At 72.8% G+C, this 22949-nt stretch carries 21 protein-coding genes; 13 read left to right on the plus strand and 8 right to left on the minus strand.

Features of this window, described 5'->3' with window-relative positions; all coding sequences use genetic code 11:
* Nucleotides 1-280: 280 nt before the first annotated feature.
* Nucleotides 281-2815 (minus strand): alpha/beta fold hydrolase, encoded by a 2535-nt coding sequence (locus ACQP04_RS01465; protein WP_433505287.1) that lies wholly within the window; start codon nt 2813-2815, stop codon nt 281-283.
* A 72-nt stretch (nt 2816-2887) separates the two neighbouring features.
* Between ACQP04_RS01465 and ACQP04_RS01470 the strand changes: the two genes are divergently transcribed.
* Both ACQP04_RS01470 and recR read left to right on the plus strand, forming a co-directional pair.
* Nucleotides 2888-3229, plus strand: coding sequence for a YbaB/EbfC family nucleoid-associated protein (locus tag ACQP04_RS01470; protein ID WP_081924365.1), 342 nt, complete (start codon nt 2888-2890; stop codon nt 3227-3229).
* 1 nt (nt 3230) lies between these two features.
* Nucleotides 3231-3851 carry a recombination mediator RecR gene (recR, locus tag ACQP04_RS01475; RefSeq protein WP_232868081.1) on the plus strand — a complete coding sequence of 207 codons (621 nt, stop codon included), beginning with the start codon at nt 3231-3233 and terminating at the stop codon, nt 3849-3851.
* Here the strand turns inward: recR and ACQP04_RS01480 are convergent.
* Both ACQP04_RS01480 and ACQP04_RS01485 read right to left on the minus strand, forming a co-directional pair.
* The gene (locus tag ACQP04_RS01480; RefSeq protein WP_433505288.1) at nt 3848-4663 is read right to left on the minus strand and encodes an alpha/beta fold hydrolase; all 816 of its coding nucleotides are present in this window, start codon (nt 4661-4663) and stop codon (nt 3848-3850) included. The two genes, recR and ACQP04_RS01480, sit on opposite strands and share 4 nt — an antisense overlap.
* 219 nt (nt 4664-4882) lie before the next feature.
* A complete protein-coding gene (locus ACQP04_RS01485) occupies nt 4883-5080 on the minus strand; it encodes a hypothetical protein (protein WP_156067742.1) in 198 nt (65 codons plus the stop codon).
* Nucleotides 5081-5469: 389 nt separating this feature from the next.
* On the opposite strand from ACQP04_RS01485, the gene ACQP04_RS01490 reads away from it, so the two are divergent.
* From ACQP04_RS01490 to ACQP04_RS01520, 7 genes are all read left to right on the plus strand, one after another.
* Nucleotides 5470-6369 (plus strand): helix-turn-helix domain-containing protein, encoded by a 900-nt coding sequence (locus ACQP04_RS01490; RefSeq protein WP_433505289.1) that lies wholly within the window; start codon nt 5470-5472, stop codon nt 6367-6369.
* Entirely contained in the window at nt 6366-6551 is a 186-nt protein-coding gene (locus tag ACQP04_RS01495) for a DUF397 domain-containing protein (protein WP_433505290.1), read from the plus strand. Before ACQP04_RS01490 ends, ACQP04_RS01495 begins: the two co-directional genes overlap by 4 nt.
* A 220-nt stretch (nt 6552-6771) precedes the next feature.
* Entirely contained in the window at nt 6772-8421 is a 1650-nt protein-coding gene (locus ACQP04_RS01500; protein WP_433505291.1) for an ABC transporter substrate-binding protein, read from the plus strand.
* Nucleotides 8422-8564: 143 nt separating this feature from the next.
* Complete coding sequence (locus ACQP04_RS01505) at nt 8565-9569, plus strand: ABC transporter permease (protein WP_433505292.1); 1005 nt, start codon at nt 8565-8567, stop codon at nt 9567-9569.
* Nucleotides 9566-10525 carry an ABC transporter permease gene (locus ACQP04_RS01510; protein WP_433505293.1) on the plus strand — a complete coding sequence of 320 codons (960 nt, stop codon included), beginning with the start codon at nt 9566-9568 and terminating at the stop codon, nt 10523-10525. The genes ACQP04_RS01505 and ACQP04_RS01510 overlap by 4 nt, the downstream gene beginning before the upstream one ends.
* Complete coding sequence (locus tag ACQP04_RS01515; protein WP_433505294.1) at nt 10522-11520, plus strand: ABC transporter ATP-binding protein; 999 nt, start codon at nt 10522-10524, stop codon at nt 11518-11520. Before ACQP04_RS01510 ends, ACQP04_RS01515 begins: the two co-directional genes overlap by 4 nt.
* Nucleotides 11517-12650, plus strand: coding sequence for an ABC transporter ATP-binding protein (locus ACQP04_RS01520; RefSeq protein ID WP_433505295.1), 1134 nt, complete (start codon nt 11517-11519; stop codon nt 12648-12650). Before ACQP04_RS01515 ends, ACQP04_RS01520 begins: the two co-directional genes overlap by 4 nt.
* Nucleotides 12651-13155: 505 nt before the next feature.
* On the opposite strand, the gene leuA is transcribed toward ACQP04_RS01520, so the two are convergent.
* Nucleotides 13156-14946, minus strand: coding sequence for a 2-isopropylmalate synthase (gene leuA, locus ACQP04_RS01525; RefSeq protein ID WP_433508273.1), 1791 nt, complete (start codon nt 14944-14946; stop codon nt 13156-13158).
* Nucleotides 14947-15245: 299 nt separating this feature from the next.
* Here leuA and ACQP04_RS01530 point away from each other — a divergent pair, with 299 nt between their 5' ends.
* Nucleotides 15246-15548 carry a hypothetical protein gene (locus ACQP04_RS01530; RefSeq protein ID WP_433505296.1) on the plus strand — a complete coding sequence of 101 codons (303 nt, stop codon included), beginning with the start codon at nt 15246-15248 and terminating at the stop codon, nt 15546-15548.
* Here ACQP04_RS01530 and ACQP04_RS01535 read toward each other — a convergent pair.
* Nucleotides 15520-16557, minus strand: coding sequence for an isopenicillin N synthase family dioxygenase (locus tag ACQP04_RS01535; protein ID WP_433505297.1), 1038 nt, complete (start codon nt 16555-16557; stop codon nt 15520-15522). The genes ACQP04_RS01530 and ACQP04_RS01535 overlap by 29 nt on opposite strands.
* A 112-nt stretch (nt 16558-16669) precedes the next feature.
* Entirely contained in the window at nt 16670-17923 is a 1254-nt protein-coding gene (locus ACQP04_RS01540) for a hypothetical protein (protein ID WP_433505298.1), read from the minus strand.
* Nucleotides 17924-18227: 304 nt separating this feature from the next.
* Here ACQP04_RS01540 and ACQP04_RS01545 point away from each other — a divergent pair, with 304 nt between their 5' ends.
* The 3 genes from ACQP04_RS01545 (at nt 18228) to ACQP04_RS01555 (ending at nt 21256) form a co-directional block, all read left to right on the plus strand.
* Nucleotides 18228-19496 (plus strand): aspartate kinase, encoded by a 1269-nt coding sequence (locus ACQP04_RS01545; RefSeq protein ID WP_037048551.1) that lies wholly within the window; start codon nt 18228-18230, stop codon nt 19494-19496.
* 1 nt (nt 19497) lies between these two features.
* Entirely contained in the window at nt 19498-20562 is a 1065-nt protein-coding gene (locus ACQP04_RS01550; protein ID WP_433505299.1) for an aspartate-semialdehyde dehydrogenase, read from the plus strand.
* Between the two features lie 154 nt (nt 20563-20716).
* Entirely contained in the window at nt 20717-21256 is a 540-nt protein-coding gene (locus ACQP04_RS01555; protein ID WP_433505300.1) for a beta-class carbonic anhydrase, read from the plus strand.
* Here the strand turns inward: ACQP04_RS01555 and ACQP04_RS01560 are convergent.
* On the minus strand, nt 21234-22319 hold the full coding sequence (locus ACQP04_RS01560) for an endonuclease/exonuclease/phosphatase family protein (protein ID WP_433505301.1): 1086 nt from the start codon (nt 22317-22319) through the stop codon (nt 21234-21236). The genes ACQP04_RS01555 and ACQP04_RS01560 overlap by 23 nt on opposite strands.
* Before the next feature lie 243 nt (nt 22320-22562).
* On the minus strand, nt 22563-22949 hold the full coding sequence (locus ACQP04_RS01565; RefSeq protein ID WP_433505302.1) for a thiol-disulfide oxidoreductase DCC family protein: 387 nt from the start codon (nt 22947-22949) through the stop codon (nt 22563-22565).

A 22949-nucleotide genomic window follows, 5' to 3' on the forward strand; every position in this document is an offset into this window, starting at 1 on the left:
GGCGGTGTGTACTCGCGATCATGGTGACGGGCAAGCACGTTGCGGTACCTCGGCTGCTCCAGTGCGGCTGCCGCACCACACAGGGCCTCACGCCGACTCGCGGGGGGTGCAGCGCGCGATTCGCGGGGTGCACGGCGCAACTCGCGGAGGTGCACGGCGCGACTCGCGGAGGTGCAGGGCGCGACCCGCGGGGGTGCAGAGCCGACTCGCGGTGCCGGATCTCCCGACTCGCGGTGCCGGATCTCCCGACTCGCGGTGCTGGAATTCCCGACTCGCGTCCTCAGAGGTGGGAGAGGAGAGCCAGGCCCCGCGAGAAGGCAGTGATCTTGTTCTCCCGCTTGTCGGGGCCGTGCCCCTCGTCGGGGAAGACCAGCAGCTCGGCGCCGGTGGCCTCGGCGATCTGCCGCGCCTCGGAGACCGGGACCCGCGGGTCGTTCTCCCCGTGCACCACGAGCAGCGGAGCGCGGATCTCGTCGACGCGTGCGAGCGGCGAAGCGGCGGCGAGGGAGGTGGGGTCGGAGCCGTACTCGCGTTCCCGGAACGCCCGCCGGTGCGGCGCGGTGTTCTGCAGGAATGTGACCAGGCTGGACATGCCCGCGATGTCGACCCCCGCCGCCCACCGCTCCGGCTGGAAGGCCAACCCGAGCAGCACGAGGTAGCCGCCGTACGACCGCCCCCACAGCGCGGCGCGCGCCGGGTCGCAGCCGAGCCCGGGCAGGGCGTCGTGCAGGGCCGCGAGATCGAGCAGGACGTCGAGGCGCCGCTCCCGGTCGTCGGCGGAGTACCAGCGCTTCCCGAACCCGGTGGAGCCGCGGACGTTCGGCACCAGCACCGTGTGCCCAGCGGCGACGAGCAGCTGCACCACCGGGTCGAAGCTGCGCACCGCCTGGCTCTCCGGCCCCCCGTGCAGCACGACGACCGCCGACCCGTCCGGCGACGCGGGCCGGTACACCGCGCACGGCACCTGCTCGCCGTCCGACACCGGCACCCGCACGTCCGCGGGGTGCACGAACGGCGGTCCCTCCCACGCCGCGACGGTGCGGGTCAGCGGGGTGGCCTGCCCAGAGGCGAGATCGAGCAGCACCACGTCGCCGGGCGTGTCCGGCGCGGTGAACGAGAGCGCCGCGTACCGGCCCGACGGCGAGAAGACCGGCGGGGTCCGGGTGACCACCCCGTCGACCGGCAGCGCCACGGTGGTCCGCGGCTCCCCGGTCGCCGCGTCGTGCAGCCGGAGCGTGTCGAGGCCCTCGGCGGACCGCACCACCAGGAGCGTGCCGCCGTCCGGGGTGAGCAGGCCGAGGAGGTCGGCGTCGTCGTCCACGGCGAGCCAGGAGCCGCCGAGCAGCGCGACGCCGATGCGGTCCCGGCCCGCGTCCGTGCTGACGACGACCTCGTCCCCGGCGAACTGCGGCCGCACGAACCGTGCGCCCTCGGCGAGCACGTGCACGCGCCCGCCCTCGGTCTCCGGCATGGTGTCGACGGCCAGCAGCCGGTCGGTCATCGCCGCCTCGCCCGCCACCGTGACGAGCAGCCGGCGCCCCTCCGCGTCGGCCGCGACCTCGCCGACCGGCGTGCCGCCGGCCAGCACGGTCTCCTCGGCCCCGGCGTCGACCCCGTGGATCACGAGATCGAACGCGACGCCGTCGGACCGGTTGGTCATGTAGACGACGCGGCCCGGCAGCACCGCGAGCAGCAGGTTCACGTGGTCCGGGTCGTCGACCAGCGGGGTGAGCCCGCCGGTCGCGAGGTCGAGCAGGCTGAGCTGGGCGCGCTCGTCGCCACCCCGGTCGTGCTCGACGACGACCCGTCGCTCGCCCGGCAGGTACCGCCCCCGGCAGGGGCCGTCGAAGGCGGTGAGCGGGGTCGCGCTGCCGTCGGGGGCGAGTTCGACGAGCTGGACGGAGCCGGAGGCGTCGCCACCGGCGAGGACCCGGCCGGAGTCGTCGACGTCGAAGGCCCGCCAGGTGGGGAGCGCGAGGAGCTGTTCGGCGTGCACCGCGGGCACCTTACGAAAGGACCAGGCCGGCAGCCCGGCGAGGAACGTCGTGATCCCCGCGGCGATCGCGGCGGCGTAGCGTTCCCGCCCCGCGGCCGACGAGACCACGGCGGCCTCCTCGCTGTTGCGCATGTTCGCGCACTCCACCAGGGCCGCGGGCACCGTCGCGAAGTTGAGCCCGCCGAGGTCGGCGCGCGGGGAGAGGCCGTCCCGGCCGATGTAGTCGCTGGTCGGGAAGCCGTCCGCGCGCAACGCGTCGCGCAGGTCCCGGGCGAGGTCGATGGCCGGGCCGGACTGCGCGTCGTTGAGCGGCGGCGAGGAGTAGGCGACGTGGAAGCCGCGCCCGGAGGCGGCGGCGCCGTCGGCGTGCAGCGAGACGAGCAGGTCGGCGCCGGCCTCCTGACCGGCCTTGCCGCGCTCGTCGACGCAGGGGCCCACGCCGTCGTCGGAGGGCCGGGTGAGCACGACGGCGACGCCGGCGGCCGCGAGGTGCGCGCGGACCCGTCCGGCCAGGTCCCAGGTGAAGGCGTGCTCGGGGTAGCCGGCGTCGGTCGAGGTGCCGGTGGTGTTGCAGGCCTTGGTGCCGCCGCGGCCGTCGGGAACCTGGCGGGTGACCGCCGCGCGGGCGGACCCGTTGCCGCCGTTGTGCCCGGGGTCGAGGACGACCGTGCGCGTGGGGGCCGCCGGCGCGGGCGACGTGGCGACGCTGCTGGTCGGGACGGCCACGGAGGGCGCGGGCGCCGCGGGTCCGGCGGCCGTGCAGGCGACCAGCAGGAGCAGGGCCGGCGTCAGGACGAGGGCGCGACGCGGGGCGGACACGGCGGACAGCGTGGCACGGCTACCCTGGGTCGCGAGACCGCACACGCGGGCGAGACCTCGAGGAGTGTTCTGGTGCAACCGGGTGGTCAGCCGGACATGTCGATGATCCTGCAGCAGGCGCAGAAGATGCAGGAACAGCTCATGACGGCGCAGCAGGAGCTCGCCGAGGCCGAGGTGACCGGCCAGGCGGGCAACGGGCTCGTGCGTGTCACCCAGACGGCGGCGGGCGAGATCCGCCGCGTCGAGATCGATCCGAAGATCGTGGACCCCGAGGACGTCGAGACCCTGCAGGACCTGCTGGTGGGCGCCATCCAGGACGCCTCCCGCGCCGCGCAGGAGCTGCAGGCGGAGAAGATGGGCCCGCTCACCGGCGGCCTGGGCGACCTCGGCGGATTCGGCCTCCCCGGCGTCTGACGTGTTCGAGGGACCGGTCCAGGACCTGATCGACGAGCTGGGCCGGCTGCCCGGCGTCGGTCCGAAGAGCGCGCAGCGCATCGCGTTCCACCTGCTCGCCGCCGACGCCGCGGACGTCACCCGGCTGCAGGAGGTCCTGCAGAAGGTCAAACAGGGCGTGCAGTTCTGCGAGGTGTGCGGCAACGTCTCGGAGAAGGAGCGCTGCCGCTACTGCTCCGACGCGCGCCGCGACCCCACGGTCGTCTGCGTGGTCGAGGAGCCCAAGGACGTCCTGGCGGTGGAGCGCACCCGCGAGTTCAAGGGCCGCTACCACGTCCTCGGCGGCGCGCTGGACCCGTTGGGCGGGATCGGGCCGGAGTCGCTGCGGATCCGCGAGCTGCTCGCGCGGCTCGGCGGGACCGGCCCGGCGACCGACGAGGGCGACATCGGCGAGGTCATCATCGCGACCGACCCGAACACCGAGGGCGAGGCGACCGCGACCTACCTGGTCCGGCTGCTCAAGGACTTCCCCGGGCTCAGCGTCACGCGGCTGGCCTCGGGCCTGCCGATGGGCGGCGACCTGGAGTTCGCGGACGAGATGACCCTCGGCCGCGCCCTCGCAGGCCGCCGCGCGCTGTCCTAACCGGCCAGCACCTTCGTCAGCACCTCGGCGAACTCCGCCGGGGCGCCGAGGAAGCCCCCGTGGTCGCCGGGAAAGAAGGTCGGCTCCACCGCGAGCCGCTCGGCGAGGGCGGTCGACGTCGGGTGGGTCAGCAGGTGCCCGGAGTCCCGGCCGATCCCGACGACGATCCGGGTCCGCGCCGCCCGCAGCGCCTCGAGGTCCGGCACGTACCGGGTCGTGACCAGCAGGTCGTGGGCCAGGAACCGCTCGGCGTCGCGCATGTCCTGCTCGGACGGCGGCGGGCCGGGTGGGGGCTCGGCCGGCGCACCGGCGTCGTCGCCCACGAACCCGGCGGCGGCCATGAACTTGGCGAACGCCGGACCGACGCCCTCGGCGTGGAAGGTCGCGACGACGTCCTCGGTCGCGGCGCGCCGGGCCTCGCGGTCCGGCAGCAGCTCGAGCAGTGGTGGCTCGTGCGCGACGAGAGTGCGCAGCCGGTCCGGGTGCCGGGCGACGAGCGCGAGGCCGGTGGTCGCGCCGCCGCTGGAGCCGAACAGGTCCGCGGTGCCGGCGCCGAGTGCGTCGAGGATCGCGACGACGTCGTCCGCCCGCTGCTCCACCGGGACGTCGACCGTCGGGTCCTCGAGCGCGCTGTTCGCGATCCCGCGGGGGTCGGTGGTGACCACGGTGTGGTGCGCGGCGAGGGCGTCGGCGAGCGGCGCGAAGTGCGCCGCCGACATCGGCGAACCCACCACGACGAGCACCGGGCCGGAGCCACGGACCTCGTAGTGCAGGCGCGCGCCGGGGACGTCGAGCGTGTGGACCTCTGTCACGGTTCCTCCTGGTCATCGGGGCCGGCAGGGGAGTGACCGTGCACCGGGCGAGAACTCATCGCACGAGACGGAAAAGGCCCGACGCCGCGGTGTGCGACGCCGGGCCGGAGGTCCGGACCCGGTCCGCCGGGGCGGACCGCCTTCCCGGTGGGGCCGGTGGGGGCGCCGGTCCCGCTCGAGCGGGACCACCGCGCGCAGGAACCCCCCGGCACTGCGCAGTCAGTCGCCGTCGTCGTCACCCCAGGAGTCGTGACCCGACCGGCCCATGGCGGCCTGCCGGCCCTCCCAGTTGCGACGGCGTTCGGCGGCGACCCGCCGCCAGGCGCGGGCCTGTGCGGCATCCAGGATGCCGACGACCACGCCGATGACGGCCAGGACACCCAGCCCGACCAGGACGATGCCGATGGGGCCGATCACGGGGACCACCTGCCCGACCGACGGCGGGCGACCTTGCTGGACGGGGCTCCGGCACGCGTGCGAACGGCTCGGATGTGGGTCATCGGACGTCACCTTCCACTCGGAGTGCTGCCCGGCGGGTGCCGGGAGTCGGAGGGGCCCCTCGGGGCGGGACCGGGGCCGCGGGGCGGCAGGTGCGACGGGCGGGGCGCGGGCCGTTCGGGGAGATCACGAGCGCCCTCCTTCCCTCGGGGACCCCGGGTGGAGGTGATGCGAACCACTCGGGGTCCAGCTGTGCTTAGATTGCCCGACGGGATGTCCTCGTGCAATTGCACGGGAGGGGCCAGGTGCGAATCACTCGCTCGGAGCATCCGACCGGTTCCGACGGGTGAGCGGACGGGGGAGGTGGGATGGCGCCACAGCAGGGGCCCGCAGGTCCGCGCCGGCGGCTGGGCGCCGAGCTCCGGCGACTCCGGCTCAACGCCGACATGACCCTCGACGAGGTCGCCGAGAAGATGACCTGCTCGACCTCCAAGATCAGCCGGTTGGAGACGGGCAAGGGGATCCCCAAGATGCCCGACGTCAACGAGCTGATCCGGATCTACGGCGTCACGTCCGACGCCGAGCAGGACATGCTGCGCCGGCTGGTCCGCGAGGGCCGGACGCAGGGGTGGTGGGAGCCGATCACCGAAGGCGTGCACCCCGAGCGGTTCGTGCTCGATGCCCCTGCGCGCTTCGCCGCGCTGGAGACCGAGGCCGTCGAGGTCCGCACGTTCGACAACACGGTGCTGCTCGGGCTGCTGCAGACCGAGCGGTACGCCCGGGCTCTCATGCGGGCGCTGCTGCCGAGCCACTCGGAGTCCGAGATCGAGCTCCTGGTGCAGCTCCGGATGCGGCGGGCGCGTGCGCTGCGGCGCGCCGAGGACCCGCTCCGCGTGCGCGCGGTCATGGACGAGAGCGTGCTCTGCCGTCTGGTCGGCGGCGTCGACGTGATGGCCCAGCAGGCGGAGCACCTGCTCGAGCTCGGGAGCCTGCCGAACGTCTCGATCCAGGTGCTCCCGTTCGACATCGGGATGCACCGGGCGCTCGCCGGTCAGTTCACCGTGCTGCGCTTCGCGGACGAGCTCGCAGGGGACGTGGTCCACATCGAGGGCAGCGCGGGCGACACCTACCTCGAGGCTCCGTCCGATGTGGATCTCTACACGAAGATCTTCGACGATGTCGCCGGGGTGTCACTGTCCCCCGGTGACAGCGCAGAGCTGATCGCCCGCTACGGTGCGCGCAACAGTGCGCAAGGGGGCGGGTCGTGATCGAGTTCCGGACCAGCAGTTTCTGCAACCGCGGCAGCTGCGTGGAGGTCGGGCGCACACCCGACGGCACGTTCCTGGTGCGGGACACCAAGAACCGCGAGCAGGCGGCGCTGGCCTTCACCCGCGAGGAGTGGGCGGCGTTCGTGGCGGGCGTGAAGAACGGCGAGTTCGAGGCGTCCTGACCGGACTGTCGCGCGTCCACGGTGGACGCGACGCATGGTTCCGCCGGGTGGGTGTGCTCGCGCCACGGAGCGTGAGACTGTTACGCCCGCCTCACGCATTTGAGCTGGTTTTGAGGTAGCTGTGCCCCAACTGTGACGTTGCGGGCTACCGACGGGTAAACACCTTGACTAGCGTCTCCGGGCATCGCTCGAACCCCGACGACCTCGAGGTGTCCTGAGAATGCCCACCACACGACGTCTGCTCGCCACCATCGCCGCTGGCGCGCTCACCGTCTCGCTCGCCGCCTGTGCGACCTCCGAACGAGGTGACGGCGGGTCGGCCGGCGCGACCGGCGGCACGATGGTCTTCGGCGCCGCCGGCGCCCCGAAGAACTTCGACCCGATCTTCAACGACGACGGCGAGAGCTTCCGTCCCGTCCGTCAGATGTACGACACGCTGATCACGTACAAGCCGGGCACCACGGACCTCGCGCCGGGCCTGGCGACCGAGTGGTCGTCCAGCCCCGACGGCAAGCAGTGGACCTTCACGATCCGTCAGGGCGTGAAGTTCCACGACGGGACCCCGCTCGACGCCGCCGCCGTCTGCACCAACTTCGACCGCTGGGCGAACACGACCAGCGAGGCCGCGCAGAGCAACATGATCTACTACGCGGACGTCTTCGAGGGCTTCAAGAACTCCGGCGGGATCTACGAGTCCTGCCAGGCGAACGGCGACAAGGCCACCATCTCCCTGACCAAGTACAAGGGCGCCTTCCCCGCCGCCTTCGGCCTGACCTCGCTGTCGATCTCCAGCCCGGCCGCGCTGAAGCAGTACGACGCGGACAACGTCACGCAGAGCGGCGACTCGTTCTCCTACCCCGCCTACGCCACGGACCACCCCACCGGCACCGGCGCGTTCAAGTTCGAGAGCTACGACCGCACCGCGAACACGATCACCCTGGTCCGCAACCCCGACTACTGGGGTGAGAAGGCCAAGCTGGACAAGCTCGTGTTCAAGATCATCCCGGACGAGAACGCCCGCAAGCAGGAGCTCACGGCCGGCACCATCGACGGCTACGACTACCCGTCGCCCGCCGACTACAACGCCCTGAAGCAGGCCGGGCAGCAGGTGCTGATCCGCCAGCCGTTCAACGTGCTCTACATGGGCATCAACACCAAGAACAACCCGGCTCTCAAGGACATCCGGGTGCGCCAGGCGCTGGCCTACGCGATCGACCGGCAGGCGCTGGTGCAGACCAAGCTGCCCGAGGGCGCCGAGGTCGCGACGCAGTTCATGCCCAAGACCGTCGCCGGGTACGCCGACGACGTCCAGCAGTACCCGTACGACCCGCAGAAGGCAAAGGACCTGCTGGCCCAGGCCGGGGCGTCGAACCTGACGCTGAACTTCTACTACCCGACCGAGGTCACCCGGCCCTACATGCCGAACCCGACCGACCTCTTCCAGCTGATCTCGGAGAACCTCAAGCAGGCCGGGATCACGGTCAACGCGGTGCCGCGCCCCTGGAACGGCGGCTTCAAGGACGACGTCCAGACCGCGGGCAAGCAGGACCTGCACCTGCTCGGGTGGACCGGCGACTACAACGACGCCGGCAACTTCATCGGCACCTTCTTCGGCCGCGAGAAGCCGGAATTCGGGCCGGAGGACCCGGCGATGTACGCGCAGATCAACGCGGCCGACGCCGAGCCGGACCCCGCCAAGCACGCCGCGGCGTACGAGCAGGCCAACCGCGACCTGATGGCGAAGTACCTGCCGGCCGTGCCGATCAGCAGCAGCCCGCCCGCGATCGTCGTCTCCGGCGCGATCCAGGGCCTGGTGCCCAGCCCGCTGACCGACGAGCGGTTCAACACCGTCAGCAAGACGCAGAGCTGATCCGACCGAACTACATTATGGAACCATAATGGGTCGAATTCGCGATTGCCGACCACATTATGGTTCCCTCATGCGCCGAATCGGCCGCCCTGAGCGCATCGTGGTTCCGTGATGCGCTCGGGGTGCCGGTGTGAAAGGCCACCATGCTGCGCTTCATCGTGCGGCGGTTGATCCAGGTCGTCCCGACGCTCCTGCTGCTGTCCATCCTCCTGTTCGCCTGGCTGCGCTCGCTGCCCGGCGGACCGGCGGCCGCGCTGCTCGGCGACAAGGCGACCCCGGAGAAGATCGCCCAGCTCAACACCGTGCTCGGGCTCGACCAGCCCGTCCCGGTCCAGTACTTCCGCTTCCTCGGCCGCGCACTGACCGGCGACTTCGGCAACTCCCTGATCACCGGCGAACCGGTGACGACCGAGATCGCCCGGGCGCTCCCCGCGACGATCGAGCTCGCGATGGCCGCGCTGCTGCTCGCGGTGGTGCTGGGCATCCCGCTCGGCTACGTGGCGGCGCGCTACCGCGGCCGCCCGCTCGACACCACCACCGTGATCGCGACGCTCGTCGGCGTCGCGGTCCCCGTGTTCTTCCTCGGCTACCTGCTCAAGCAGTTCTTCGCCGTGGACCTCGGCTGGTTCCCGCCCTCAGGGCGGCAGGCCGTGGACATCGACGCCACGCACGTCACCGGGTTCGCCGTGCTCGACGGGCTCCTGACCAGGGAGCTCGACGCGTCGTGGGACGCCCTCGTGCACCTGGTGCTGCCCGCGGTCGCGCTGGCCACGATCCCGCTCGCGGTGATCGTGCGGATCACCCGGGCGTCCGTGCTCGACGTCATGGGTTCGGACTTCGTGCGCACGGCCAACTCGAAGGGGCTCGCGCCCCGTACTGTCCGCGAGCGGCACGTGCTCCGCAATGCCCTGCTGCCCGTCTCGACGACGATCGGCCTGCAGACCGGCCTGCTGCTGGCGGGCGCGGTGCTCACCGAGAAGGTCTTCGTATGGGGTGGCCTCGGCACGCTGCTCGCGCAGGCGATCGAGCGCCGCGACTACCCCCGGCTGCAGGCCGTGGTGCTGCTCGGCGCGCTGGTCTACGTGATCGTGAACCTGCTCGTGGACCTCTCGTACGCGGTCATCGACCCGAGGGTGAGGGTGCGATGACCTCGCCGAGGGGCAGCCTGCGACCCCGACCCCCGACACTGCTGGACCGCCGCCGGCGCCGCGTCGACGAGCTGGCGGAGGCGAGCGGGCGCAGCCTCACCGCCGACGCCTTCCAACGGCTGCGGCGCAACCCGGTCGCGATCGTCGGCGCGGTGATCGTCGGCCTGTTCGTGCTGGTCTCGATCCTCGCGCCCTGGATCGCCCCGCACGACGCCGCGACCGCCTTTCCCGAGCTGCAGCGCACCCTGCGCCCGGACTCGATCCCCGGCGCGCAGCCCGGCTTCCCGCTGGGCTCGGACCAGAACGGCCGCGACTTCTTCTCCCGGATGATCCTGGCCTCGCGGCAGACGCTGCTGGTCGGCGTGCTGGCCACGTTGATCGGGCTGGTGCTCGGCGTGGTGATCGGCGCGCTCGCCGGCGCCCTCGGCGGCTGGGTCGACACCGTGCTCATGCGGGTCACCGATGTGCTGCTGTCCATCCCGTCGCTGCTGCTCGCGATCTCGATCGCGGCCCTGGCCGCCAAACCCAGCCAGACGACGGTGATCATCGCGGTCGCGCTGGTCGGCGTGCCCGTGTTCGCCCGGCTGCTGCGCGGCTCGATGCTCGCGCAGCGGGAGAGCGACCACGTCCTCGCGGCCACCTCGCTGGGGGTGCGGCGCCGCTCGATCGTGCTGCGGCACATGCTGCCCAACGCGATGGGCCCGGTGATCGTGCAGGCCACGCTGACCCTGGCGACGTCGATCCTCGACGCGGCCGCGCTGTCCTTCCTCGGGCTGGGCGACGGCGACCCGGCCCGCGCCGAATGGGGGCTCATGCTCGCCAACGCCCAGTCCTACCTCGACGTCCGGCCCGCGCTGGCGTTCTGGCCCGCGATCGCGATCATCCTGGTCGCGCTCGGGTTCACGCTGCTCGGCGAGGCCCTGCGCGAGGCGCTCGACCCGAAGGGGCGCCGATGAGCGCGTTGCTGGAGGTCGAGGACCTGAAGGTGGCGTTCACCCGCCGCGGCGAGCCGGACACGGTCGCCGTCGACGGGGTGAGCTTCGACGTCAGGCCCGGGGAGATCGTCGGGCTGGTCGGCGAGTCCGGCTGCGGCAAGTCGGTGACCTCGCTGGCGGTGATGCGTCTGCTGCCCGAGCGCGGCAACCGCGTCACCGGCTCGATCCGGATGGACGGCGAGGACCTGCTGGGCCTGACGGACTCCGCGATGCGCGAGCGCCGCGGCCGCGACCTGTCGATGATCTTCCAGGACCCGCTGTCCTCGCTGAACCCGGTGATCCCGGTGGGGCTGCAGGTCACCGAGGTGCTCACCCGGCACCGCGGGATGAAGAAGGACGCCGCGCGCCGGGAGGCCGCGGAGCTGCTGGACCGGGTCGGCATCCCCGACCCGACGCGGCGGCTCGACTCGTACCCGCACCAGATGTCCGGCGGGATGCGGCAGCGCGCGCTGATCGCGATCGCGCTGGCGTGCACGCCCCGGCTGCTGATCGCCGACGAGCCCACGACCGCCCTCGACGTCACCATCCAGGCCCAGATCCTCGACCTGCTCAAGCAGCTGGTCGCGGAGACGGGGACGGCGCTGGTGATGATCACGCACGACCTCGGCGTCGTCGCCGGGCTGTGCGACCGGGTCAACGTGCTCTACGCGGGCCGGATCGTGGAGCGGGCCGACCGACACGAGCTGTTCCGGCAGCCCCGGCACCCGTACACGCACGGGCTGCTCGGCTCCATCCCGCGGCTCGACGGGCCGCCGGGGGAGGACCTCGCGGCGATCCGTGGCTCGGTCAACGACAACCTGCCGTGGGCCTCGCCGGAGGGCGGGGCGTGCGCCTTCATGCCGCGCTGCCCGCGCGCGCTCGAGGTGTGCGCGGAGGTCACGCCGGCGGCGGAGGAGGCCGGGACGCGGCTGCTGCGCTGCCACAACCCCGTCCCGGTCGCGGAGGGAGCGGAATGAGCGAGCAGGCCGACGGGTTGGCCCCGGCGCTGCTGGAGGTCGAGGACCTCGCCGTCCACTTCCCGATCACCCAGGGGGTGTTCCGGGCGCGGACGGTGGGGCACGTGTACGCCGTCGACGGTGTCTCGCTCACGGTGCGCCGCGGCGAGACCTACGGCCTGGTCGGCGAGTCCGGCTGCGGCAAGTCGACGCTGGGCCGGGCGATCCTCAAGCTCACCGAGCCCACGCGGGGCCAGGTCCGGTTCGACGGCCAGGACATCGCCGGGCTCAAGGGCGAGGAGCTGCGCCGGCGGCGCCGCCGGTTCCAGATGGTGTTCCAGGACCCGATGTCGAGCCTGGACCCGCGGCAGTCCGTGGAGTCGCTGCTCACCGAGGGCATGAAGGCGCACGGGCTGTCGCACGGCCCGGAGGCGGACCGGAAGCGGCTGCAGGAGCTGGTCGACGCCGTCGGGCTGCCGAAGGGGGCGCTGCGCCGGTACCCGCACGAGTTCTCCGGCGGGCAGCGGCAGCGGATCGGGATCGCGCGGGCGCTGTGCGTGGAGCCCGACCTGGTCGTGGCCGACGAGCCGGTGTCGGCGCTCGACGTCTCGGTGCAGGCCCAGGTGCTCAATCTGCTGTCCCGGCTGCAGCGCGAGCTCGGGCTGACCTACCTGGTCATCGCGCACGACCTGGCCGTGGTCCGGCACGTCAGCGACCGGGTGGGCGTGATGTACCTGGGCGGGATCGTCGAGGAGGCGCCGTCGTCGGACCTCTACGCCGACCCGCAGCACCCCTACACCCGGGCGCTGATGTCCGCGGTACCGCTGCCGGACCCGGAGGCCGAGGACCGGCGGGAGCGGATCCTGCTGGCCGGCGACCTGCCCTCGCCGGCCGCCCCGCCCAGGGGCTGCCGGTTCCACACCCGCTGCCCGTGGAAGCAGGCCGAGCGGTGCGACACCGAGCGGCCCGAGCTGCGCCGGCTCGAGGGCGCGGCGGCGGGCCACCGCGTGGCCTGCCACTGGGCGGAGCAGATCCGGGACGGCCGGATCCGCCCGCACCACGTCGACGCGGACATGGTCGACGAGGCGGCCAACCTCGCCGTCGGCACCCCGGAGCACGCCGGCTCGGTGACGGAGATCCTCGGCCGCTGACCCTCGTGAGTGGCGATGGTCGCCAGAGCGACCGTCGCCACTCACGAGCGGTCCGGACGGGTACCGCGCCCGAGCTCCGGGGCGTGGGGAACACCCGCACACCTGTTGCCGTGTCCCACAGCCCGTCAACCGGGTGTGGGACGTGCGGACGGGGTGTGTCGCGGTGCCGAGGCAGGTGTGGGAGTCGCAGGCGGGTGTCTCGTGCTGCCCGACGGGTGTGGGACGCCCGGGCCGGGGGTGAGGTCCGGGCGGTCGGGCTCGGGGCGAGGACGGAGGCCCGGGACGGTGCTGTGGTGCCCCGGTCCCTCGGGTCGCGGCGTGGGAGGCGAGATCGTCGCCTCCCACGCCGCCGTCGACACCGCCTCGCGGGATCACGCGGCGGGCGGTGAGCACGTACACACGTCGGGCGGACCCGGCGCCGGACTCGCGGCAACCGGATCGCCGTGGGTCAGGCCGGGTCGTGAGTGCGAACTGCCGCTCTAGGGGCAGTTCGCACTCACGGGTGTCAGCGGAGGGCCCGGTTGATCGCCGAGACCAGCGCCTTGAAGGAAGCCGCGACGATCGAGGAGTCGATCCCGACACCCCAGAGGACGGTGTCCTCGATGGCGCACTCGACGTAGGCGGCCGCGCGGGCGTCGTCGCCGCCACCCATCGCGTGCTCGTGGTAGTCGAGGACGCGGACGTCGAACCCGATGCCGGCCAGCGCGTCGACGAACGCCGCGAGCGGGCCGTTGCCGCTGCCGGCGATCTCGTGCAGCTCGCTCTCGACCCGGACGGTCGCGACGATCTCGTCCCGGCCCTCGCCGTCGCTGGTCAGCCGGTGCCGGATCAGCTTGAGCGGGGTCTCGCGGGTCAGGTACTCGGTCTCGAAGACGTCCCGCATCTCCTTGGGCGAGACCTCGCCGCCCTCGGAGTCGGTGACCTCCTGGACGAGCTTCGAGAACTCCATCTGCAGCCGGCGCGGCATCTCCAGCTGGTGCTCGGTCTTCATGATGTAGGCGACGCCGCCCTTGCCGGACTGCGAGTTCACCCGGATGACGGCCTCGTAGGTGCGGCCGATGTCCTTCGGGTCGACCGGCAGGTACGGCACCTCCCACGGGTGCTCGTCGACCGGGTGCCCGGCCTCGGCGGCCTCGGCCTTCATGGCGTCGAAGCCCTTGTTGATCGCGTCCTGGTGGCTGCCGGAGAAGGCGGTGTAGACCAGGTCGCCGCCCCACGGGTGCCGCTCGTGCACGGGCAGCTGGTTGCAGTACTCGACGGTCCGGCGGATCTCGTCGATGTCCGAGAAGTCGATCTGCGGGTCGATGCCCTGGGTGAACAGGTTCATGCCCAGGGTGACCAGGTCGACGTTGCCGGTGCGCTCGCCGTTGCCGAACAGGCAGCCCTCGATGCGGTCGGCGCCGGCCTGGTAGCCCAGCTCGGCGGCCGCGACGCCGGTGCCCCGGTCGTTGTGCGGGTGCAGCGACAGGATGATCCCGTCCCGGCGCGCCAGGTTGCGGTGCATCCACTCGATGCTGTCGGCGTAGACGTTGGGCGTGGCCATCTCGACGGTCGCCGGCAGGTTGACGATCATCGGGTTGTCCGGTGTGGGCCGCCAGATCTCGCTGACGGCGTTGCAGACCTCGACGGCGTACTCCAGCTCGGTGCCCGTGTAGGACTCCGGCGAGTACTGGAAGCGCCAGTCCGTGTCCGGGTACTTCTCGCCGAACTGCTGGACCAGCTCCGCGCCGTCCGTGGCGATCCTGGTGATGCCGGCGCGGTCGGAACGGAATACCACGCGGCGCTGCAGCACCGAGGTGGAGTTGTACAGGTGCACGACGGCACGCGGCGCGCCCTCGCAGGCCTGGAAGGTGCGCTCGATCAGCTCGGGGCGGGCCTGGGTCAGGACCTGGATCCGGACGTCCTCCGGGATCGCGTCCTGCTCGATGATCTCGCGGACGAAGTCGAAGTCCGTCTGGCTGGCGGCCGGGAAGCCGACCTCGATCTCCTTGTAGCCCATGCGGACCAGCAGGTCGAACATGCGGCGCTTGCGCGCGGGGCTCATCGGGTCGATCAGGGCCTGGTTGCCGTCGCGCAGGTCGACCGCGCACCACAGCGGGGCCTTGGTGATCCGCGTGGCGGGCCAGGTGCGATCGGGCAGCGAGACCGGCTCCACCAGCTCGTGGAACGGCTTGTACCGCCCGATCGGCATATGGGAGCCCTTCTGGGGGTTCCACACGGGCTGGTCCGCGGGCGCCGGTACGGAGGGCGTGCGGATCCTGCTGGCCGAGGAGGCGGTGTAGGCGTCGGGCGACATGGACACGGGGATCGTGCTCCTTCTGGGGGTGCTACCGGGAGGTGTCGACCGGCGGCACGCCAGAACCCGCGACGAGGGGCCGGTCGGTCAGACCCCGCCGCGGCGGCGAAGGAGCAGGCGCGCCATGGAGTCGACTGTAACCCCCCGCCCCGGGGCCACGGCAACCCCGACCCCCGGCGCGATGACGGCGACCACACTTCGTGACGCCCGGCCACCCGATAGGGGGAGCGCGCCGACCCCGCCGAACGGCCCACCGTCTGAGAGGATGCGCGCAACTCGTGCCGTGGAGGGAACACACAATGGCGGTGGGAACGACCGTGCGTCGCGGGGCAGGCCTGCTGGCCTCCCTCGTCCGGATCGTCGGGATGCTGATCGTGGCGGTCCTGATGATCCACATCGTGCTGACCCTGCTCGACGCCAACCCGGCCAACGGCTTCACGATCTTCATCAGCGATCTGGCGGAGTACTTCAACCTCGGGCTCGGGAACCTGTTCCTGCCCGCGGAGCCGAAGCTCGCCGTGACCCTGAACTACGGCACCGCGGCGATCATCTGGGGCATCATCACCGCCGTCGTCACCCGGCTGATCCGCCGGATCGGCTGAGCCCCACCGCGGGGCCGGCCGCACGCGTGCGGTCCAGCCCGATGCGGCGGAGCCGCTCCAGGAAGTAGTCGGCGGCCGTGCGGGACGGGAACCTGTCCGGGTTCGCGCCCCACCGCTCGTGCGGACGCAGGTCGACGTCCGCGCGGGGATAGACGAACAGCGGCGCGGAGTAGCGGGCCTCGGTGGTCGGGCGATCGGGTGCGTCGATGCGGTGCACGGCGGACCGGAGATGGCCGCCGGTCATGTACTGCAGCATGTCGCCGACCTGGACGATGGAGTGGCCGGGCGGGGCGACCGCGTCGATCCAGCCGCCACCGCGCACCTTGACCTTCAGGCCGGTCGAGGTGGACGGCGGCAGGACCGAGACCAGGTTGCCGTCCGTGTGCCGGCAACCCCAGACCACGCTGCCGAGCCGCTCCGCCGGGACGGGCGGGTAGCGCAGCGGGCGCAGCGACGAACCGGCGTCCCGGGTCACCTCGTCGAAGAAGCCCTCCTCGTAGCCGAGACCGGGTTCGAGTGCCCGCAGCACCTCGTGTCCGATCGCGTCCAGCCGGGCGTGCAGGGCGAGCGACCGGTCGCGGAAGCCGGGTGCGTCCTCCGGCCAGACGTTGTCGGCGTGGAAGGCCGGGAACCGGGACCGCAGTGTGGGGTCGGTGAACCCCTCGGGGCCGATCAACCAGCACGACCGGTGGTCCGGTTGGGGCGCGCCGCCGCGACCGCTCCGCCGGCACGCCGCGGCGGTCTCGGCACCCAGCGGCGTGTAGCCCCGGAGATGGTGGATGTCCGGCCGGCGGTACCGCTCGAGCTCGGCCTCGGGCCGGTCGAGGACCTCGGCGAAGGTCCGGTAGTCCGCCCGCAGCCGCTCGGCCACCTCCGGCGTGCGGACGAAGACGAAGCCGATGTCGCGCAGCCCGCGGTGCACGGTCTCCGCGCAGGCCCGGCGCCCGTGGGGCGCCGACCGGAGGTCGGCCAGGTCCACGGCGGGAATCACGGACGCGGTGTCGGTCATCGTGACGCTCCTCGGGGCGGGTCCGGGAGGCGCCACCCCGGGCCTCGCCCGTACCGTAGCCCGACGCGTCGCCCGCTCGAAGGCCGTCCGGCGATGCGTCGCCGGACGGTCCTCAGATCGCGTACGGCCAGTCGGCCAGCGCGTACGCCCCGAACCAGGCCGAGACCAGCACCGCGGCCACCAGCACGGACACCCGGGTGCCCGGCCTGCGCTTGGCCAGGCCCACGGCCACCGGCAGCAGCAGCGTGAACGCCGGCACGAGCAGCCGCGCCTTGGAGCCCATGAGCCCGTTGCTGCCCACGTCCATGACCAGCACCACCGCCGAGTAGACGACGAGCGGCCACGGCATCCAGCCGCGCACGGCCTGCGCCACGGACACCGCCAGCAGCGCGATCGCCCCGAGCAGGACGCCGACGGTCGCGACCTCCATGACCGACCGGCCGTCGGCCAGCGCGGCGGTGGCGAACGACGCGGTGGCCCTCCCGCCGTCGAACCGCGAGTCCCAGCCGCGCTGCTGCAGCGCGAACCACCCGGTGAGCGAGCCCGTGCGGGTCGCGACGTAGCCGAGGTAGCCGAGCAGCCCGGCGGCGGCGAGCGGGCCGCCCAGCCAGGGCCGCCACCCGTCCCGCCGCCCGACGACGGCGACGACCGCGGCCAGCCCCACGGCCGCGACCAACGCCGCCGCGGTCGGCCGCACCAGTCCGGCGGCGGCCGCGGCCAGGCCCGCCCCGATCCACTGCCCGCGCAGCAGGAACGCCAGCGACCAGGCGGCGGCCGCGCAGAACAGGGCCTCGGAGTAGGCCATCGAGAACACGACGGCCATCGGCGTGCTCGCGAACAGCACCACCAGCACCAGGCCGACGCGCCGGGACCCGCCGGGGACCAGCTCGCCCAGCTTCGCGAGGCCGTAGGCCGCCACGATCCCGGCCAGGACGGTCGCCACGAGCGCCGCCGAGAGCAGCGGCAGGCCCGTGAGGAACCGGACGACGGCGACCGTGGCGGGATAGCCGGGGAAGAACGCCAGCGGGGTCTCGCCGCTGCGGTTGCCGTAGGCGTCGCTCAGCCCGATCGGGACGCCGTCGTAGCCGCCCTGGGCCAGGCCGAGGAACCACTGCCCGTCCCAGGAGCCGAGCTCGTCGCCGAGCCGGGTGCCCTGCCGGGTCGCGACCATGGCGAGCACCACGAGCCCGACGCAGCGGACGCCGAGGAAGAGGGCAGCGGGGAGCAGCGCCCGCCCGATCGCGGCCCAGGGCACGGCGCGGCCGCGCGCCCGGACCGCCGCGAGCGGCTCGGTCGGGCGCTCGGCGGCCTCCGGGACCTCGTCCCGGACCACCTCCGCGCCCCCGTCGCCGCCCGCCGCGCTCATCGGTCCATGATCTCCTGCCGGGTGCCCGGGCGTTCCGGCCCCCGCCGACCCGCACCCGACGGAGTGGTGTCGCGGCTGCGTCGCCGCGGTAGCCACCCAGCGCCAGACGGCCGGGTTCCCGCGCGATGCCCCTCGGCTCCGGCCCCCAAACGTGGCGTGGGCCTCTGTGGCATCGGTCAAACACGTTAACGGTGCACGTCGCAGCCGGTATCCTCGGCTCCCGACCAGCGCCCGGAGAGCGGTGCGAACACGCCCCCGAGGCGGAGGACCAGGGCGCCGGACCGGCGCCGGACAGGAGGTCGGAGTGGCCCTCGTCGTGCAGAAGTACGGCGGATCGTCGGTCGAGAGCGCGGAGCGGATCAAGAAGGTCGCCGAACGCATCGTCCGCACCCGCAAGGAGGGTCACGACGTCGTCGTCGTCGTGTCCGCCATGGGCGACACGACGGACGAGCTGACGGACCTCGCCGAGCAGGTCTCCACCGGAGCCCCGCCGCCGCGCGAGATGGACATGCTGCTCACCGCGGGCGAGCGCATCTCCAACGCCCTCGTCGCGATGGCGATCCACTCGCTGGGCGCCGAGGCCCGCTCGTTCACCGGCTCGCAGGCCGGCATGCTCACCACCTCGAAGCACGGCGACGCGCGCATCGTCGAGGTCAACCCGCACCGGCTGCGCAGCGCGCTGGCCGAGGGGCACATCGTGCTCGTCGCCGGTTTCCAGGGGATGAGCGAGGACTCGAAGGACATCACCACCCTCGGCCGGGGCGGCTCGGACACCACCGCCGTCGCGCTGGCCGCGGCGCTCGAGGCGGACGTCTGCGAGATCTACACGGACGTCGACGGCATCTACTCCGCCGACCCCCGGATCGCCCCGAAGGCGCGGCACCTCGAGACCGTGACCTACGAGGAGATGCTCGAGCTGGCCGCGTGCGGCGCGAAGGTGCTGCACCTGCGGGCCGTCGAGTACGCCCGCCGCTACAACGTCCCGCTGCGCGTCCGCAGCTCGTACAACGAGAAGCCCGGCACGCTCGTCGCCGGCTCGATCGAGGAGATTCCGTTGGAGAACCCCATCATCACCGGGGTCGCGCACGACCGGTCCGAGGGCAAGATCACCGTGACGGGCGTGCCGGACACCCCCGGCATGGCCGCCCGGATCTTCCGCGTCGTGGCCGATGCCGAGATCAACATCGACATGGTGCTGCAGAACATCTCCAACCAGTCGGACGGCAAGACCGACATCACCTTCACCCTGCCCCGCTCGGACGGCCCCAACGCCGTCGCGGCGCTGGAGAAGGCCAAGGAGCAGATCGGCTACGCCGAGCTGATCTACGACAACGAGGTCGGCAAGGTCTCGCTGGTCGGTGCCGGCATGCGCAACCACCCGGGCGTCACGGCCACGTTCTGCGAGGCGCTCTCGGACGCCGGGATCAACATCGAGACCATGAACACCTCGGAGATCCGGATCTCGGTGATCTGCAAGTCCGACCAGCTCGACGACGCCGTCCGCGCGCTGCACGCCGCGTTCGAGCTCGACTCCGAGGAAGAGGCCGTCGTCGCGGCCGGGACGGGGCGCTGACATGGCCGACAACGCTGCACCGGTGCTGGCCATCGTGGGGGCGACGGGCGCCGTCGGCACCACCATGATCGAGATCATCGACGCCCGCGGGTCCGTGCCGTGGGGCGAGATCCGGCTGATCGCCTCCGCCCGCTCCGCCGGCAAGGTGCTGAAGGTCCGCGATGAGGACGTCACCGTGCAGGCCCTCGCGCCGGAGGTGTTCGACGGCGTCGACATCGCCCTGTTCGACGTGCCGGACGAGATCTCCGCCGAGTGGGCCCCGATCGCCGCCTCCCGCGGCGCCGTGGCCGTCGACAACTCCGGCGCCTTCCGGATGGACCCCGAGGTGCCGCTGGTGGTGCCCGAGGTCAACGCCGAGGCCGCCGCGAACCGGCCCAAGGGGATCATCGCGAATCCCAACTGCACCACGCTGTCGATGATGGCCGCGATGGGCGCGCTGCACCGCGAGTTCGGGCTCGAGGCGCTGGTCGTGGCCTCGTACCAGGCCGCGTCGGGCGCCGGTCAGCCCGGCATCGACCGGCTGCAGGCCGAGCTGTCCGCGGTGGCGGGCAAGAACCTGGGTTCGGAGTCCGGCGACGTCGCCGCGGCGGTGGCCGACCTGGGCGACGACTCCCCGTTCCCGGCCCCGCTCGCGCTCAACGTGGTGCCGTGGGCCGGCTCGCTCAAGGACGACGGCTGGTCGTCGGAGGAGCTCAAGGTCCGCAACGAGTCCCGCAAGATCCTGGGCATCCCGGACCTGCGCGTCTCGGCGACCTGCGTGCGCGTCCCGGTGATCACCACGCACGCACTGGCGGTGCACGCCACCTTCTCCCGGGACGTCACGGTCGAGGCGGCGCACAAGGTGCTGGCCGCGCAGCCCACGATCGTGCTCGAGGACGACCCGGCCGCCGGGGTGTGGCCCACGCCCGCCGCCGTCGTCGGGCAGGACCCGACGCACGTCGGCCGGGTCCGGCAGGCGCTCGACTTCCCGAACACCCTCGAGCTGTTCGTCTGCGGCGACAACCTGCGCAAGGGCGCCGCGCTGAACACCTACGAGATCGCGGAGACGATCGCCGACCAGGTCTGACCCGGCTCGCCCGCTGCACCGACGGCACTTTCGTGCGGACCTACCGCACGGAAGTGCCGTTCGTGCATTCCGGGATGCGCATCCGGGAGTGAGATGTGCCCCAAGCGGGCATCCCGGCCTGCCTCCTACCCGTCCGTCCGAGATGATGTGCGCCGTGAGCTACGACGAGCTGCTGACGCGGTACGAGGCCGGTGGCGGTCGCCTGGCCAAGGCGAACGCGGAGGGCCTTGCGGTCCCGCCCGCCCTGCACACCGCGGTGGTCACCTGCATGGACTCCCGCATCGACGTGTTCGCCCTGTTCGGGCTGAAGCTCGGCGAGGTGCACGTGCTCCGGAACGCCGGCGGCGTCGTCACCGACGACGTGATCCGCTCGTTGACGATCAGCCAGCGCAAGCTGCACACCCGCGACGTGCTGCTCGTCCAGCACAGCGGCTGCGGCCTCAACACCTTCTCCGACGAGGACTTCACCGAGGAGCTCGCCGACGAGACGGGGATGCGCCCGTCGTGGCGGACCTTCGCGTTCAAGGACGTGGCGACCAGCGTCGCGCGCGGGGTCACCCAGCTCCGGCACGACCCGTTCCTGCACCCGGAGACGCGGGTCCGCGGCTTCGTGCTCGACATCGAGCGGTTCGTGCTCGACGAGGTGTTCGTCGACGACGAGACGGACGGGATCAGGGCAGCCGCAACGTCGTGAGGATGGCCCGGTGGTCGCTGCCGGGCAGGTCCAGGACCTCGAACGACTCCGAGGTCGCGCCCTGGTTGGCGAAGACGTGGTCGATCTCGGCGCCCAGCCAGCGGGGCAGCATCGCCGGCCAGGTCGCGGTGAGCGCGGCGCCGCGCTGCGCGGCCGCGTCGCCGCAGTCCGCGGTGGCGCCGCGCAGCACCGAGTGGTCGAGGGTGGCGTTGAAGTCCCCGGCCACGATCGCCGGCGAGCCCGCGGAGCACCACCGGGACACGCCTGCGAGGTCCTGCCGCCACTGGGCGACCGAGCCCGCGGTGGGGGCCACCGAGTGGAAGGCGACGAAGGTCAGGTCGCCCATCTCCCCGCCGGAGACCTGCACGTACGGGAACGGCGAGTCCTCCGTGATCTTGCCGATGTCGAAGGTCACGTCGCCGAACCGCGGGGACACCGCCGCGACCACGCCGTTGACGTCCTGCGACCGCCGGTCGACCGAGGCGTCCGTGCGGTAGCCGAGGTCCTCGATGAGCGGCGCGAGCTTCTGCCGGTAGCGCTCCCCGGCCTCGGGCAGGGCGATCAGGTCCGGCCGCTCGCGGTGGATGAGGTCGACGAGGGCCCGGACGTCCGCGTCGCCGGTGTAGACGTTGAAGGACAGCACCTTCACGGGCGTGCCGCCGGTCGGCACCGGGTCGGCGGACATCCGCGGCACCATCGTCGACGCCGTCACGGCGACGACGGCGAGCATGGCCAGCGGAAAGGGCCACATGCGCCGCATCCCGAGCGTGACCAGCGCCAGCGCCAGCGCGACGACGGTCACGACCACCAGCAGGATCGCGCGGAAGGCCACGACCTGGGTGAACGGGCTCCACCGGTCGAGCCCGGACCACAGGTCCGGCACGGTGAACACCGAGGCGGCCACCGCGAGCAGGACCGCGCCGACGACCCGCCCGCCGAGACCGCGCCGCGGCCGTCGGCCTCCGCCGCCGTAGCCGGGCTCGGGGGTACGCGGGGGCGGCGGGCCGGAGCCCGGACGGGCCGTGGGGACGGCCGGCGGGAACGGCCCGGGGGGCGCGCTCACCGCGCACCGCCGGCGCGGTGCGGGAACGGGATCTCGCTCATCGCGAACCAGTCTGCCCGAGCACGGGCGGCGCCCGGAGTGCTCACTCAGCGTGGCTTCAGGTGCGCGAGGGATCACCGCTCCGGTGACCCGGTCGAAAACTTGACTCGGTCCAGAGAACGTGGTGCAGTGGTGGCACACGCACGGTTCCCACCACGGCGGTCGGCCCCCGCACCCCTTCGCGGGTGCGGGGGCCGGCCCCTGTCAGGACCCGCAGACGTCCGGGTAGCGCTCGCACCAGGGCGTGGTGCCCGGCAGCCGGCCGCGGTGCCGGGCGACCCACGCGTAGACGCGGTCCTGCACCGGCGCGGTGCGGGAGTAGAGCCGCTCGGGCAGGTCCGTGCGCAGGGCGACCGCGAGGGCCGCGTTGACGGCCGCGGCGCCGGTGACCGTCCGCCCCTCGGCGGCGAAGTGGACCTCGTCGGCGCAGGCGGTGGTCGTCGCGCCGGCCTTCTCGGGGGCGCCCGCCTGCTGGTAGGGGAGCGTGGTGATCCGCGCGTCCCGGTCGAGCAGGCGCAGCCACCCGACGGTGCGGGTGCAGAACCCGCAGCGGCCGTCGAAGACCAGCAGGCCGGTGGTGGGAGGCGTCAT

The sequence above is a fragment of the Pseudonocardia halophobica genome (genome assembly GCF_050948485.1).
Lineage (GTDB): Bacteria > Actinomycetota > Actinomycetes > Mycobacteriales > Pseudonocardiaceae > Pseudonocardia > Pseudonocardia halophobica.

What these genes read in the sequence shown, in the direction of transcription:
- ACQP04_RS01490 (WP_433505289.1), top strand. Translation starts at nt 5,470, where the DNA reads ATGGCGCCACAGCAGGGGCCCGCAGGTCCGCGCCGGCGGCTGGGCGCC.
- ACQP04_RS01500 (WP_433505291.1), top strand. Translation starts at nt 6,772, where the DNA reads ATGCCCACCACACGACGTCTGCTCGCCACCATCGCCGCTGGCGCGCTC.
- ACQP04_RS01505 (WP_433505292.1), top strand. Translation starts at nt 8,565, where the DNA reads ATGCTGCGCTTCATCGTGCGGCGGTTGATCCAGGTCGTCCCGACGCTC.
- ACQP04_RS01510 (WP_433505293.1), top strand. Translation starts at nt 9,566, where the DNA reads ATGACCTCGCCGAGGGGCAGCCTGCGACCCCGACCCCCGACACTGCTG.
- ACQP04_RS01515 (WP_433505294.1), top strand. Translation starts at nt 10,522, where the DNA reads ATGAGCGCGTTGCTGGAGGTCGAGGACCTGAAGGTGGCGTTCACCCGC.
- ACQP04_RS01520 (WP_433505295.1), top strand. Translation starts at nt 11,517, where the DNA reads ATGAGCGAGCAGGCCGACGGGTTGGCCCCGGCGCTGCTGGAGGTCGAG.
- leuA (WP_433508273.1), bottom strand. Translation starts at nt 14,946, where the DNA reads ATGTCGCCCGACGCCTACACCGCCTCCTCGGCCAGCAGGATCCGCACG.
- ACQP04_RS01530 (WP_433505296.1), top strand. Translation starts at nt 15,246, where the DNA reads ATGGCGGTGGGAACGACCGTGCGTCGCGGGGCAGGCCTGCTGGCCTCC.
- ACQP04_RS01535 (WP_433505297.1), bottom strand. Translation starts at nt 16,557, where the DNA reads ATGACCGACACCGCGTCCGTGATTCCCGCCGTGGACCTGGCCGACCTC.
- ACQP04_RS01540 (WP_433505298.1), bottom strand. Translation starts at nt 17,923, where the DNA reads ATGAGCGCGGCGGGCGGCGACGGGGGCGCGGAGGTGGTCCGGGACGAG.
- ACQP04_RS01550 (WP_433505299.1), top strand. Translation starts at nt 19,498, where the DNA reads ATGGCCGACAACGCTGCACCGGTGCTGGCCATCGTGGGGGCGACGGGC.
- ACQP04_RS01565 (WP_433505302.1), bottom strand. Translation starts at nt 22,949, where the DNA reads ATGACGCCTCCCACCACCGGCCTGCTGGTCTTCGACGGCCGCTGCGGG.